We start from the raw sequence: 13656 nt of genomic DNA on the forward strand, positions 1-13656 counted from the left end.
CACCGGGGTTGCCCGTGGGGTCGTCCGTGTGCGCGCCCGGCACCGGGGTTGCCCGTGGGGTCGTCCGTGTGCGCGCCCGGCACCGGGGTTGCCCGTGGGGTCGTCCGTGTGCGCGCCCGGCACCGGGGTTGCCCGGGGTCGTCCGTATGCGCGCCCTGCGCCGGGGTGCCGCTGCGCCCACCCGTGCCGCCCTGCGGCACGACTGCCCGCAGCTCTGCCTGCAGCTATGCGGACGGCTACGCGGACGGCTGGCTGCCCGCAGCTGTGTCGGCAGCTCGGCCCGCAGCTACGCCAACAGTTACGCGGACGGCTGGCTGCCCGCAGCTGTGTCGGCAGCTCTGCCAAGCAGCTACGCCGACAGTTACGCGGACGGCTGACTGTCCGAAGCTACGCGGACGCCGCGTACGTCACCGGATCGCTCCCCGGCACCGCCTCCGCCAGCCCCAGCTTGACCAGCCGCCGTACATGCGCCTCCGCCTCCGACACCGCGATGTTCCGCGAGCGGTAAGGGATCTGGTCCCACGGCCGGTTCCACTCCATCCGTTCCGCGAGCTGCCACGGGGTGAGCGGGGCGGCGGTGAGGAGCTCGCGCAGGCCGCGCAGTCGCTCCTCGTGGTGGTGGAGGAGTGCGTCGACGCGGGTGGCCGCGTCCGTGAAGGCGTACTGGTGGGCGGGGAGCACCTCGGCGGGGCCGAGGCGTCCGATCCGCTCGAGCGAGTCCAGGTAGTCGCCGAGGGGGTCCGTCACGGTCAGGTCGTCCGGGTCCTCGTACAGGCCGATGTGCGGGGTGATGCCGGGCAGTAGATGGTCCCCGGAGAACAACCGCCCGAAGCCCGGCCGACCTCCCGTCACGCCCGCCGCGGCCGCCGGGTGTTCCTCTTCCAGGTGCAGGCAGACATGGCCGGGGGTGTGGCCCGGGGTCCAGATGGCGCGCAGGCGGCGGCCGGGCAGGTCGAGGAGTTCGCCGGGGACGATGCCGCGGTCGGGCAGGGCGGCGGTCAGTCCGGGCGGGGTGCGGGTCCGGCCCGACGCGCGGGCGGCGCGCAGCGGGGCGAGATGGTCCTCGGGGGCCCCGGCCGCGGCGAGCTTGTCGGTGAGGTAGGCGACCCAGCGGCCCGGCTCCTGCGCGCGCGTGCGCCGTACGACATGGGTGTCCGCCGGATGCATCGCGATCCAGGCGCCCGAGGCCTCCCGGACCCGCCCGGACAGGCCGTGGTGGTCGGGGTGGTGGTGGGTGACGACCACGCCGTGCAGGTCGCCGACGTCGGCCCCGCACGCCTCGAGCCCGGCGACGAGGGTGTCCCAGGAGTCCGGGTCGTCCCAGCCGGTGTCGATCAGGACCGGGCCGCGGTCGGTGTCGAGGACGTGGACGAGCGTGTGGCCCAGGGGGTTGTCGGGGATCGGCACCTTGATGCTCCACACACCGCCGCCGTGCTCGGTCACCCGCGTCGCCCGCGTCATCCGCCAACCCCCACTCTCCGGCCACCCGGCCATTGCTCACTATAACTAGAACTGGTATCAGTTCTGAAACAGTGTCAGAAACGGTATGGAGCACCAGAGCTGAGCCCCGCAGGAGGCAGCCGGTCATGACCAACGGACTTGTGGAACACCAACAGCTGTTCATCGGCGGGGAGTGGACCGATCCTTCCCCAAGCTCTCGACTCCGCTCGAGCAGGGGAGGCCCCACCGGCAAAGACGTGATCGAGGTCATCTCGCCGCACAGCGAAGAGGTCATCGGCCGGGTGCCGCACGCCGCGCCCGCCGATGTGGATCGCGCGGTGGCGGCCGCGCGCAAGGCGTTCGACGAGGGCCCGTGGCCGCGGATGTCCCTGGAGGAGCGGATCGAGGTCGTCACGCGGATCAAGGACGCCTTCGCCGCGCGGCACGAGGAGTTCGCCCGCGTCATCAGCTCCCAGAACGGCACCCCGTACACCTCGGGCGTGATGGTGCAGGCGCTCGCCGCGATGATGGTCTGGGACGCGGCCCTGACGACCGCGCGGAACTTCACGTACGAGGAGCGGCGCGACGGAGTCCTCGGCAAGCTGCTCGTGCGGCGCGAGCCGGTCGGGGTGGTGGCGGCCGTGGTGCCGTGGAACGTTCCGCAGTTCACCGCCGCGGCCAAGCTCGCGCCCGCGCTGCTCGCCGGGTGCCCGGCGATCCTGAAGGTGTCGCCGGAGACGCCGCTCGACGGCTATCTGCTCGCCGAGGTCGCGGCGGAGGCGGGCCTGCCGGAGGGGGTCCTCTCCGTCATCCCGGCGGGGCGCGAGGTGAGCGAGTACCTGGTCTCGCACCCGGGCGTGGACAAGGTGTCGTTCACCGGCTCGGTGGCGGCGGGCAAGCGCGTGATGGAGGTCTGCTCGCGCCATCTCACCCGGGTCACCCTGGAGTTGGGCGGCAAGTCGGCCGCGGTGATCCTGCCGGACGCCGACGCGGCCACGGCGGTCGCCGGGATCGCCCCCTTCGCCTGGATGATCAACGGCCAGGCGTGCGTGGCGCAGACCCGCATCCTCGTACCGCGCTCGCGTTACGACGAGTTCGCGGAGGCTTTCGCGGCGGCGGCCGACGGCCTGAAGATCGGCGACCCGCTCGACCCGAGCACGGAGCTGGGCCCGCTGGTCGCCCAGCGCCAGCAGCAGCGCTCGCTCGACTACATCCGGATCGGCCAGGAGGAGGGCGCCAAGATTCTTGCGGGCGGCGGCCGTCCGGCGGGGCAGGACAAGGGCTGGTACGTCGAGCCGACGCTCTTCGGCGAGGTGGACAACGGCATGCGGATCGCCCGCGAAGAGATCTTCGGCCCGGTCATCTGTCTGCTTCCGTACGGTGACGAGGCCGAGGCGGTGCGGATCGCCAACGACTCCGAGTACGGCCTCTCGGGCAGCGTGTGGACGGCGGACGTCGAGCGGGGCATCGAGGTCGCGCGTCAGGTCAGGACCGGGACGTACAGCGTGAACACCTTCAGCCTCGACATGCTCGGGCCGTTCGGCGGCTACAAGAACTCCGGCCTGGGCCGGGAGTTCGGGCCCGAGGGGTACGGCGAGTACTTCGAGCACAAGATGATCCATCTGCCCGCCGGGTACGAGGGGGCGGCCTGATGGGAGACCGCTGGCGGGTCGAGGTCGACCGGGGCGTCTGCATCGGCTCCGGCATGTGCGTGAACACGGCCCCGGAAGGCTTCCGCCTGGACACCGCCCGCCAGTCCCACGCGACGGCCGCGGAACAGGACGCCCACGAGGACGTACTCGCCGCGGCGGAGGGGTGCCCGGTGGAGGCGATCACGATCACGGTCCTTGGCAGCGGGGAGCCGGTGTTCCCTCCGGAGGAGTGACCGTTTCCGGCGCTCAGCCGCCCCCGCCCCCCCCCGCTGCGCGCCCTGTTCGCCCGACTACTTGCCCTGTTCGCCCGACGTCACGTCGATCAACCGGCACACGGTCTCGATGTCGATCTTCACCTGCGCGATGGAAGCCCGTCCCGACAGCCACGTGATGAGCGCCGAGTGCCATGTGTGCTCAATGACCCGCACCGCGGAAAGCTGCTCGGGCGTCGGCTTCTCCAGGCCGGTCGCTTCCAGAATGATCGCCGTCGTGAGCCGCGACACCGTATCCACTTCGGGGCTCACCGAACGGTCCGCGAAGGTCAGCGCCCGCACCATCGCGTCCGCGAGGTGCGGCTCGCGCTGTAGCGCGCGGAAGGCCCGCATCAGGGTCTCCGCGACGCGCTCGGCGGCGGTGTCCCCGGCGGGCGGGCGCTTGCGGAGCGTGCTGTGCATGTGCTGGAGCTGGTCCTGCATGGTCGCGACCAGAAGGTGCACCTTGGACGGGAAGTAGCGGTACAGCGTGCCGAGCGCCACCTGCGACGACTCGGCGACCTCGCGCATCTGCACCGCGTCGAACCCGCCCCGGCTGGCCAGTTGGGCGCTGGCGTGCAGGATGCGGCGCCGACGGGCTTCCTGACGTTCCGTCAGGGGAGGGGATGCCTCAGGGGATACCGCGCCGGATTCCTTCACTTCCGTCACTTCCACTGTCATATGTCCCGTTCCATGGTGCTGGTTGGCTCAGCATGGCAGGGGCGTGGCCGTGGCGCGAATCACCTGATCCGGCCCTTCCGGTTCCGTTACCTGCCGGTAGATTCGAACCCCCTTGAGCGATCTTCGAGTTCGATCAAGCCCGAGCTCTGCGGTCGATCAGGGGCCGATCAAGCCGGAGACTTCTGAAACTTGTTCTAGGTTAGCGTCCCAGCGTAATCTCGCGGGAACCAAGGGAGAAGGGGGCCGTGAGTGACCGCTGAGGCCATCGGAGCGGGCCCCGCGCTCGCCGTACCGGGCGGCGGCGACCGCGCGCTGCGGATCGCGATGCTGACGTACAAGGGGAACCCGTTCTGCGGCGGCCAGGGCGTGTACATACGCCACCTGTCGCGTGAGCTGGCCCGCCTCGGCCACCACGTCGAGGTGATAGGCGCCCAGCCCTACCCCGTACTCGACGAGGGCGTACGCCTCACCGAGCTGCCCAGCCTCGACCTGTACCGCAGCCCCGACCCGTTCCGCACCCCGAAGCGCGACGAATTCCGTGACTGGGTCGACGCCCTCGAGTTCGCCACGATGCGGACCGGCGGCTTCCCCGAACCGCTCACGTTCTCGCTCCGTGCCCGGCGCCATCTGGCCGCGCGGCGCGGCGAGTTCGACGTCGTACACGACAACCAGACCCTCGGCTACGGCCTGCTCGGCGGCCCGGACGCGCTCGGCGCCCCGCTGGTCACCACGATCCACCACCCCATCACCGTCGACCGGCAGTTGGAGCTCGACGCCGCGGCGGACTGGAAGGGGCGGGCCTCGGTGCGCCGCTGGTACGCGTTCACGCGGATGCAGAAGCGGGTGGCGCGCCGCCTGCCGTCCGTACTCACGGTCTCCGGCACCTCGCGCCAGGAGATCGTCGACCACCTGGGCGTGGCCGACGACCGTATCCACGTCGTCCACATCGGCGCCGACACCGACCTGTTCTCGCCGGACCCGGCGGTGCCGGAGGTGCCGGGCCGGATCGTGACGACCTCCAGCGCCGACGTACCGCTCAAGGGCCTGATCCACCTCGTCGAGGCGCTCGCCAAGGTGCGCGCCGAGCAGCCCGACGCGCACCTCGTCGTCGTCGGCAAGCGCGCCGAGGACGGGCCGGTCGCGGCGGCCATCGAGCGGTACGGCCTGGAGGGCGCCGTCGAGTTCGTGAAGGGCATCTCCGACGCGGAGCTGGTCGACCTGGTGCGCAGCGCCCAAGTCTCCTGCGTCCCTTCCCTGTACGAGGGATTCTCGCTGCCCGCCGCGGAAGCGATGGCTACGGCGACGCCCCTGGTCGCCACGACCGGCGGCGCGATCCCGGAGGTCGCGGGCAAGGACGGGGAGACGTGCCTGGCGGTGCCGCCGGGGGACGCGGGCGCGCTGAGCGCTGCGCTGTGCCGGGTCCTGGGCGACAGTGAGCTCCGGCTGCGGCTCGGCGCCGCGGGCCGGGAGAGGGTGCTGTCCCGCTTCACCTGGGCGCGGGCGGCGGAGGGCACGGCGGAGCGGTACCGGGCGGCGATCGAGGCCTCTCGGCGCGTTGGGGCCATGCGATGAAAATTCAGCCCGTCCGGCGTTTGAGGACGAGCGCGTCCAGCGCGACAAACGGGGGTCTGGGGGCGGAGCCTCCAGTTACGGGAAGGGGCGGGGTAGGGGAAAGACCTCCGACGGCCCGCACCAGACGCACCACCCACCGAACCACCCGTCAACACCCCCACCCGAAAAGGCAGGCCCCGTGCTGACCGTCGACTTCACCCGCTTCCCGCTCGCCGCAGGCGACCGCGTCCTGGACCTGGGCTGCGGCGCCGGACGCCACGCCTTCGAGTGCTACCGGCGCGGAGCACAGGTCGTCGCGCTCGATCAGAACGCCGAGGAAATCCGCGAAGTCGCCAAGTGGTTCGCCGCCATGAAGGAGGCGGGCGAGGCCCCGGAGGGCGCCACCGCGACGGCCATGGAGGGCGACGCCCTCAACCTCCCCTTCCCCGACGAGTCGTTCGACGTCGTCATCATCTCCGAGGTGATGGAGCACATCCCGGACGACAAGGGCGTACTCGCCGAGATGGTCCGGGTCCTGAAGCCCGGCGGCCGCATCGCGGTGACGGTGCCGCGCTACGGCCCGGAGAAGGTCTGCTGGGCGTTGTCGGACGCGTACCACGAGGTCGAGGGTGGCCACATCCGTATCTACAAGGCCGACGAACTCCTCGGCAGGATGCGGGAAGCAGGGCTCAAGCCGTACGGCACGCACCACGCGCACGCGCTGCACTCCCCGTACTGGTGGCTCAAGTGCGCCTTCGGTGTGGACCGCGACGGCGAGAACGCTCCGCTCCCCGTCCGCGCGTACCACAAGCTCCTGGTCTGGGACATCATGAAGAAGCCGCTGGCCACGCGGGTCGCGGAGCAGGCACTCAACCCGCTGATCGGCAAGAGCTTCGTGGCGTACGCGACCAAGCCGCACCTGCCCGGCCGCCTTGTCGACGACGCGGCGGACGCTTCGTGACGACGCCCCGTACGGAGCACCTGGTCCTGCCCGGTGTACTGACCGCCGCCCAGGCCGCGCAGACGGTCCGCGCCCTGCTCGGCGCGCAGCGCGCGGACGGCGCCATACCGTGGTTCCGCGGGCACCACCTCGACCCGTGGGACCACACCGAGGCGGCCATGGCCCTCGACGCGGCCGGGGAACACGCGGCCGCCGCCCGCGCCTACGACTGGCTCGCCGAGCACCAGAACCCCGACGGCTCCTGGTACGCGGCCTACGCCGACGGTGACCCGGACCGGCCCACCGACCGGGGCGCCGAGTCCAACTTCTGCGCCTATCTCGCGGTCGGCGTCTGGCACCACTACCTCACCACCGGCGACGACGCGTTCCTCGACCGCATGTGGCCCGCCGTGTACGCCGCGGTCGAGTGGGTGCTCGCCCTCCAGCAGCCCGGCGGCGAGATCGGCTGGAAGCGCGAGCCGGACGGCACCCCGGTCACCGACGCCCTGCTCACCGGCTCCTGCTCGATCCACCAGGCGCTGCGCTGCGCCCTCGCGATCGCCGCGGAACGTGAAGAGCCGCAGCCGGACTGGGAGTTGGCGACCGGCGCCCTCGGCCACGCGATCCGCCACCACCCCGAGCGCTTCCTCGACAAGAGCCGCTACTCGATGGACTGGTACTACCCGATCCTGGGCGGCGCGCTCACCGGCCCGGAGGCCAAGTCCCGCATAGAGGAGAGCTGGGACCGCTTCGTGGTCCCCGACCTGGGCGTACGCTGCGTGGTCCCCAACCCGTGGGTGACGGGCGGCGAGTCCGCCGAACTGGCCCTGGCCCTCTGGGTGATGGGCGAATCCGACCGCGCGCTCGACATCCTCCAGTCCATCGGCCACCTCCGCGACCCGGAGACCGGCCTGTACTGGACGGGCTACGTCTTCGAGGACGAGGTCATCTGGCCCGTGGAACAGACCACGTGGACAGCGGGCGCGGTACTCCTCGCGGTGGCGGCCCTGGGCGGCGACGAGGCGACGTGCGGGGTGTTCGACCCGGAGCGGCTGCCGCGGGGGCTCGCGCCGGAGTGCTGCTGAGCGTCCGGGCGGGCCTGTCGGCGTACGGCCCTGTCTACCGCCCCGCGTTGAGCTCCGCGAGCACCCGCAACGTAGCCTCATCCGGCGCGAGCACGAGCAGATCGGTCACCGGCCCCTTACGCCACAACTCAAGCCGCTCCGCGATCCGTTCCCGCGGCCCGACCAGCGAGATCTCATCGGCGAACGCATCGGGCACGGCGAGCACGGCCTCCTCGCGCCGCCCCTCCGCGAACAGCTCCTGAATCCGCCGGGCCTCCGCCTCGAACCCCATCCGGGCCATGAGGTCGGCGTGGAAGTTCCGGGCGGCGTGCCCCATGCCGCCGATGTAGAAGCCGAGCATGGCCTTTACGGGCAGCAGCCCTTCGGAGACGTCGTCGCACACTGTGGCTCGGGCCATGGGAGCGATACGGAACCCCTCCCGGAGCCCATCGAGGGAGGCTTCATACACATCGCTCCGAAGGGGCGACCAGTAGAGCGGCAGCCAGCCGTCCGCGATCCGTGTGGTCTGCGCGATGTTCTTGGGTCCTTCGGCACCGAGGAAGACGGGCAGGTCGGCGCGGAGCGGATGGGTGATGGACTTGAGCGGCTTGCCGAGCCCGGTCCCGTCCTCGCCGTCGTAGGGGTGCGGATGAAACCGCCCGTCGAGCTGTACGGGCGCCTCGCGGGCAAGCACCTGCCGTACGACATCGACGTACTCCCGCGTCGCGGTGAGCGGACTGCGCGGGAACGGCCGCCCGTACCACCCCTCCACGACCTGCGGCCCGGAAAGACCGAGCCCGAGCATCATGCGGCCCCCGGAGAGGTGATCGAGGGTGAGGGCGTGCATGGCGGTGGCGGTCGGGGTCCGGGCGGCCATCTGGGCAACGGCCGTCCCTAGTTTGATGGTTGACGTATGCGCGGCAATCCAGGTCAGAGCGGTGAAGGCGTCGGACCCCCAGGCCTCGGCGGTCCATACGGAGTCATAGCCGAGCCGCTCGGCCTCCTGGGCCAGGCGTACGTGGTCGGGGTTGGGGCCGCGCCCCCAGTAGCCGAGTGCGAGCCCGAGCCGCATGACAGCCCTCCGGTTTTCTGACGCTGCGTCAGTTAGTCGTGGTGGGCCGACTGTACGATCCGGGGCCGGACATGGCAACGGCCCCCGTTCCGGAGTACGGAAGCGGGGGCCGCGAAGCCTGGAGGACTTGAGGGTCAGCCGCGCTGAATCCCGGTCGTGTCCTGCAGCACGCCACGACGGCCGTCCTGCGTCTGGGCGACGAGACCCGGGCCGCGCTGCTCGACCGCGAGGTACCAAGTACCCGGCGCCAGCTCGGCGATCGGCGTCGGCGAACCGTCCTCGCCGTACAGCGGACGCTGCACCGGCACGGCGAACCAGAACGGGGAGAAGTCCCCCGCCGGGGCGCCACCCTGGGTCTGCTGCGGCTGCTGGCTCTGCTGCTGCCCGGGCACCGGCTGACCGCCCTGGGTCTGCTGCGCACCGTACGGCTGCTGCTGTCCCTGCTGGGCGCCGTAGGGCTGCTGGCCCTGCTGGGCACCCGGGTAGCCGTAGCCGCCCTGCGGCTGCTGGCCGCCGTACATCTGCTGCTGGGGGCGGGGGGCGCCCATGAGGGGGGCCTGGAGGGCGGGGACCAGCGGGGAGGCCACGGCACCGGCGGCGAGGACCAGGGCGGCGATGAAGCCGACGATGAGGCCGGCCCCGTTGCTCGTGCTGTCGTCGATCATCCACCACAGGAGCGTCCAGAAGGTGACGACCGAAATCGCGACACCGGCCTGGCCGAGGTCGAGACCGGCGACCTTGCGGGGCTGCGGCAGAGCGCGGTTGACCACGATCAGGGCGCCGCCGACAACGCCGGAGATGTACGTGCCGAGGCCGAGGCCGAGCAGGTCCCAGGCGTTCGTGCTGTAGGCCGAGTCGCCGCCGTTCAGGCTGAGGAAGGAGGCGATGAACAGCAACACCGCTGCTCCGATCACCACTGCGTCGCCTCGAGTGAGAGAGCGGAAGTTCACTTCAGGTCCTTCGTAGTCGTCAGGGATCTGGCGTCACTGTCGCCGGTGTGTGCGGTGTTCAGCGCGGGGGTGGCCCCCAATGGTACGGGCGACGATATCGCCCAACGGGCCGGGGTGTCTGGTCGGTATAAAGACCGTGACCTCTGTCCACGAGCCCTCCCCCAGGAGTCCCGGTGTCCCACACGCCCAAGCCCGAGATACTCACCGCTTTCGAGGCGGCGAAGGGCTTCATGCCCGTTGACGAGGGCCTCGCCCTGTACGCGGCCGCGGCGGAGGCGGCCGAGGCGCTCGGACTGCCGCTCCTGGAGGTCGGAACGTACTGCGGCCGCTCCACGATCCTGCTCGCGGACGCGGCCCGCGCGGCCGGGGTGACGGCGGTCACGGTCGATCACCACCGGGGCAGCGAGGAGCAGCAGCCCGGCTGGGACTACCACGATCCGGAGGTGGTGGACCCGGAGGGCGGTCAGATGGACACCCTCCCCACCTTCCGGCGGACGCTGCACAAGGCGGGTCTGGAGGAGCACGTGATCGCCGTGGTCGGGCGGTCGCCGCAGGTGGCGAAGGTGTGGGGCGGGAAGGTCGGCCTCGTCTTCATCGACGGCGGTCATACGGACGAGCACGCCACCGCCGACTACGAGGGCTGGGCGCCGCACCTCGCGGAGGGCGGCCTGCTCGTCATCCACGACGTTTTCCCGGATCCGGTCGACGAGTGGACGGGCCAGGCTCCGTACCGCATCTATCTGCGGGCGCTGGCCTCCGGCGCCTTCGAGGAGACCTCGGCGACGGGCTCGCTGCGGGTGTTGCGGCGTACGGCCGAAGGCGTCTGAGCGGTGTCAGTACCTCTGGCCTAGGCTCGGCTGCGTGTCGTACGAGGATCCGCACCACCGCCCCACGTCGCCGGAACCCGCCCCCGGCCGCCCGCGCCGCCGAGGCGGGGCCTTGGTGGCGGCTGCCGCGCTTGTGCCCGTGGGCCTGGTGGGCTGGCTGCTGTGGCAGGGCACGGCGGGGCAAGGGGAGCCGGTCAAGCGGGACACGGACGCGAAGCCGACGGTGACGGCCCCGGACGAACCAGCGGATGAACCGTCGGACGGACAGTTGAACGGACAGCCGGACGGACACCCCGACAGACAACCTGACGGCCCGACCGACCGGCCCCTCGCGGGCAAAACCGTCGTCATCGACCCCGGCCACAACCCCACCAACCGCGACCACACCACCGAGATCGCCCGCCAGGTCGACATCGGCACCGGCCGCAAGGAGTGCGACACGACCGGCACAGCCACGAACTCCGGCTACACCGAAGCCGAGTTCACCCTGGACCTGGCCCACCGTCTCCGTACGTACCTGGAAGAAGCGGGCGCAAAGGTCAAACTCACCCAGGATGGCGACCGTCCGTACGGCCCCTGTATTGACGAGCGGGCCGAGATCGGTAACAAGGCCAAGGCCGACGCCGTCGTCTCCCTCCACGCCGACGGCTCGGGCGAGGGCCACCGCGGCTTCCACGTGATCCTGCCCGGCAAGGTGAAGGCAGGCGCCGCGGACACGGCCCCGATCCTGGCCCCCTCCCGCACCCTCGGCGAACGCATCGCCGCCAGCTTCACCCGCGCCACCGGCAGCCCCCCGTCCAACTACATCGGCGACGGCAAGGGCCTGGACACCCGCAAGGACCTCGGCGGCCTCAACCTCTCCAAGGTCCCGAAGGTCTTCCTCGAATGCGGCAACATGCGCGACAAGAAGGACGAGGCCCGGCTGACGAGCAAGGACTGGCGCCAGAAGGCGGCTCGGGGGATCGCGGAGGGGATGACCGGGTTCCTGAAGAGCTGAACGGGCCGCCGCCGCAGCCGCCTACTTCGGGATGCGATAACGCAGGTGTGTCACGGACCCCGCGATGGGTTCTCCCTCCGGGATCAGCTCCGCCCGCTCCCCGGCGAACAGTGGCGTGCCCTCTCCCAGCAGCAGGGGGACGAGGTGGATGTGCAGTTCATCGAGCAGGCCCACGCTGAGCAGCTGCCGGGCCACGTGTGCACCGAGCACCAGGACGTTCTTGTCGCCCGCGGCATCCTTGGCACGCCGCACCGCGGGCTCCAGTCCATCGAAGGCGAACGTGCCGCCGTTGTCGCCGAGGAGGTCTTCCCTGGTCCGGTGGGTGACCACGAAGCTCGGGACGCCGGGCCATGGCGTACCGCCCCAGGGGCCGAGGCCAAGGTCGAAGGTACGTCGTCCGATAACGGTGGCCCCCACCGACTCGTCCACCTCCCGGCGGACGCCGATGTCGACCCCACCGTACGGACCCTCCCCGGCCATCCACTCGTGCAGCCGCTCGCCGCCGTCCCCCATGGGCTCCTCGTCCCTGACGTTCGGTCCGGCCGTGAACCCGTCCAGGGACACCGACACATCCAGAACCACCTTGCTCATCTCCGAGCCTCCTCAGCTCCATCTCGCGCCGGTCTCGCGCCGTTCCGCGCCGGTCTCGCGTCCGCCTCGCGCCGCCATCCGGCGTGCACGCTCGTCATGTTCGGCATGTTCGTCGTAGAACGTTCTAGCCCTCGGCCCCCGAGCTTGTCCGGAGGCATGGGCGGGGATTGGGAGGAACTGCAGGCCGACGGCCTCGGAGGACAATGACTTCGCCGAAGGCGTGGGCCTTGCGACGGGGACGTACCACGAGGAGCACCATCTGGACCGGGTGTGCCGGAAGGATGGAGGTTCGAATTGGCCCCAGCTTTCCATCACGGATCGACGCGGCTCCGCCGGCTCCGCCACCGTCGGGGTTGCCCCAGCTCTTGAGGAAGGTGCGGAGGATGTTGCGGATGTGGTGGGCGGAGAGTTCACCCACCGTGAGGTTCAGGCGGTAGCAAGCCGCAATTTCCGTCCCATCGGCGGGAGTTGGGTCGTTCATGCGGTCAGATGAGGTGTCGGCGGTTACGCTCGGCTACTAGTTGGACACAATGTCGTGTCGTGTGAACTTGGGGGTGGACCCTTCGTCATGGTCAACATCCGCGAACTCGATCCCAGTGCTTCCCCACTCGACTACTACGGCGCCGAGTTGCGGCGTTTCCGTGAGGCCGCCCGGCTCAAGCAAGGGGAGCTGGGGGACATCGTCTACTGCGCCGGATCCCTCATCAGGCAGATCGAGACTGCTCGTAAGGTGCCCACCCGGGACCTGTCCGAGCGGCTCGATGCCGCTCTCGGTACTGATGGGCAGTTCTCTCGGCTCGTTGGGCTTGTGCTGCGGAGCCAGTTGCCGAGTTGGTTTCAGGCTTACGCCGAGTTGGAGGCCCGGGCCACCTTCATCTCCACCTATCAGGCCCAGTTGGTCTACGGGCTGCTGCAGACCGAGGCGTACGCGCGGGCCGTGCTGGGCGGCTCGCGGGCCGAAGGGGACCTCGACACCAAGGTGGCCGCCCGGCTCGAACGGCAGCGGATTCTTGAGCGTGAGCAGCCGCCCCTGACCTGGGTTGTGCTCGGTGAGGCCGTGCTCCATCAGGAGATCGGCGGCCCGGGCGTCATGCGGGACCAACTGGCCCGACTGCTGGAGGCGCAGGAGCGCGACTGGGTGAAGATCCAGGTCCTGCCGTACGAGGTGGGGGAGCACCCGGGGCTGATGGGTACCTTCAACCTTCTGCGGTTCGACGGCGATCCCGACCTCGTCTACACAGAGGACTTCGTTCAGGGGCACATGACCGCCAATACGGCCACCGTCCGTGAAGGGACGCTCCGATACGGTCATTTGCGAGCCGCCGCGCTCTCCACCGGGGATTCGGCGGCGCTGATCGCCCGCGTCATGGAGGAGCGTTATGGACCGCAAGCTGGAGCTGGCCGGAGCGACCTGGCGTAAGTCTTCGTACAGCGGTGACACCGGCGGCGACTGCGTAGAGGTCGCCGAGCTCAACCCCTGTGTCGCCGTCCGGGACTCCAAGAACCCCGGCGCCGGGCGCCTCACCGTCCGCACCGCCGCCTTCGCCGCCTTCGTCGCGGCCGCCGGGCGGGGGGCGTTCCGGCAGGGCTGAGGCAGATCGCCGTAACGGCGCACCAACGGCGACGTACGAACGACCAAG

Annotated in this window: 14 protein-coding genes; 9 read left to right on the plus strand and 5 right to left on the minus strand. The window is 70.7% G+C overall.

All coding sequences use genetic code 11. The features are described from left to right. Positions 1-387: 387 nt before the first annotated feature. Positions 388-1461, minus strand: a complete 1074-nt coding sequence (locus ACWD10_RS33235) for an MBL fold metallo-hydrolase (protein ID WP_451097386.1) — start codon at positions 1459-1461, stop codon at positions 388-390. A gap of 125 nt (positions 1462-1586) precedes the next feature. Between ACWD10_RS33235 and ACWD10_RS33240 the strand changes: the two genes are divergently transcribed. Beyond that, positions 1587-3092 (plus strand): aldehyde dehydrogenase, encoded by a 1506-nt coding sequence (locus ACWD10_RS33240; protein WP_451097387.1) that lies wholly within the window; start codon positions 1587-1589, stop codon positions 3090-3092. Next, positions 3092-3325, plus strand: a complete 234-nt coding sequence (locus ACWD10_RS33245) for a ferredoxin (RefSeq protein WP_451097388.1) — start codon at positions 3092-3094, stop codon at positions 3323-3325. The genes ACWD10_RS33240 and ACWD10_RS33245 overlap by 1 nt, the downstream gene beginning before the upstream one ends. Before the next feature lie 57 nt (positions 3326-3382). Here ACWD10_RS33245 and ACWD10_RS33250 read toward each other — a convergent pair whose 3' ends face one another. Beyond that, positions 3383-4024, minus strand: coding sequence for a TetR family transcriptional regulator (locus ACWD10_RS33250; protein WP_451097389.1), 642 nt, complete (start codon positions 4022-4024; stop codon positions 3383-3385). A 249-nt stretch (positions 4025-4273) separates the two neighbouring features. Between ACWD10_RS33250 and ACWD10_RS33255 the strand changes: the two genes are divergently transcribed. The 3 genes from ACWD10_RS33255 (at position 4274) to ACWD10_RS33265 (ending at position 7600) form a co-directional block, all read left to right on the plus strand. Next, positions 4274-5596: a glycosyltransferase family 4 protein gene (locus ACWD10_RS33255; protein WP_451097390.1), complete on the plus strand. Its 1323-nt coding sequence runs from the start codon at positions 4274-4276 to the stop codon at positions 5594-5596. 178 nt (positions 5597-5774) lie between these two features. Further along, positions 5775-6536, plus strand: coding sequence for a methyltransferase domain-containing protein (locus ACWD10_RS33260; RefSeq protein WP_451097391.1), 762 nt, complete (start codon positions 5775-5777; stop codon positions 6534-6536). Beyond that, entirely contained in the window at positions 6533-7600 is a 1068-nt protein-coding gene (locus ACWD10_RS33265) for a prenyltransferase (protein WP_451097392.1), read from the plus strand. Before ACWD10_RS33260 ends, ACWD10_RS33265 begins: the two co-directional genes overlap by 4 nt. Before the next feature lie 34 nt (positions 7601-7634). Here ACWD10_RS33265 and ACWD10_RS33270 read toward each other — a convergent pair whose 3' ends face one another. Beyond that, the gene (locus tag ACWD10_RS33270; RefSeq protein ID WP_451097393.1) at positions 7635-8651 is read right to left on the minus strand and encodes an LLM class F420-dependent oxidoreductase; all 1017 of its coding nucleotides are present in this window, start codon (positions 8649-8651) and stop codon (positions 7635-7637) included. Between the two features lie 134 nt (positions 8652-8785). Next, entirely contained in the window at positions 8786-9601 is an 816-nt protein-coding gene (locus ACWD10_RS33275; RefSeq protein WP_451097394.1) for a hypothetical protein, read from the minus strand. A 230-nt stretch (positions 9602-9831) separates the two neighbouring features. On the opposite strand from ACWD10_RS33275, the gene ACWD10_RS33280 reads away from it, so the two are divergent. Next, entirely contained in the window at positions 9832-10428 is a 597-nt protein-coding gene (locus ACWD10_RS33280; RefSeq protein ID WP_451097439.1) for a class I SAM-dependent methyltransferase, read from the plus strand. Positions 10429-10462: 34 nt separating this feature from the next. Further along, positions 10463-11425: an N-acetylmuramoyl-L-alanine amidase gene (locus ACWD10_RS33285; protein WP_451097395.1), complete on the plus strand. Its 963-nt coding sequence runs from the start codon at positions 10463-10465 to the stop codon at positions 11423-11425. 21 nt (positions 11426-11446) lie between these two features. Here ACWD10_RS33285 and ACWD10_RS33290 read toward each other — a convergent pair whose 3' ends face one another. Further along, positions 11447-12016: a dihydrofolate reductase family protein gene (locus ACWD10_RS33290; protein WP_451097396.1), complete on the minus strand. Its 570-nt coding sequence runs from the start codon at positions 12014-12016 to the stop codon at positions 11447-11449. 568 nt (positions 12017-12584) lie between these two features. Between ACWD10_RS33290 and ACWD10_RS33295 the strand changes: the two genes are divergently transcribed. Both ACWD10_RS33295 and ACWD10_RS33300 read left to right on the plus strand, forming a co-directional pair. Further along, positions 12585-13436, plus strand: a complete 852-nt coding sequence (locus tag ACWD10_RS33295; RefSeq protein WP_451097397.1) for a helix-turn-helix domain-containing protein — start codon at positions 12585-12587, stop codon at positions 13434-13436. Next, positions 13396-13608 (plus strand): DUF397 domain-containing protein, encoded by a 213-nt coding sequence (locus ACWD10_RS33300; protein ID WP_451097398.1) that lies wholly within the window; start codon positions 13396-13398, stop codon positions 13606-13608. Before ACWD10_RS33295 ends, ACWD10_RS33300 begins: the two co-directional genes overlap by 41 nt. Positions 13609-13656: the final 48 nt, after the last annotated feature.

It is taken from the genome of Streptomyces sp. NPDC002851, assembly GCF_053591935.1.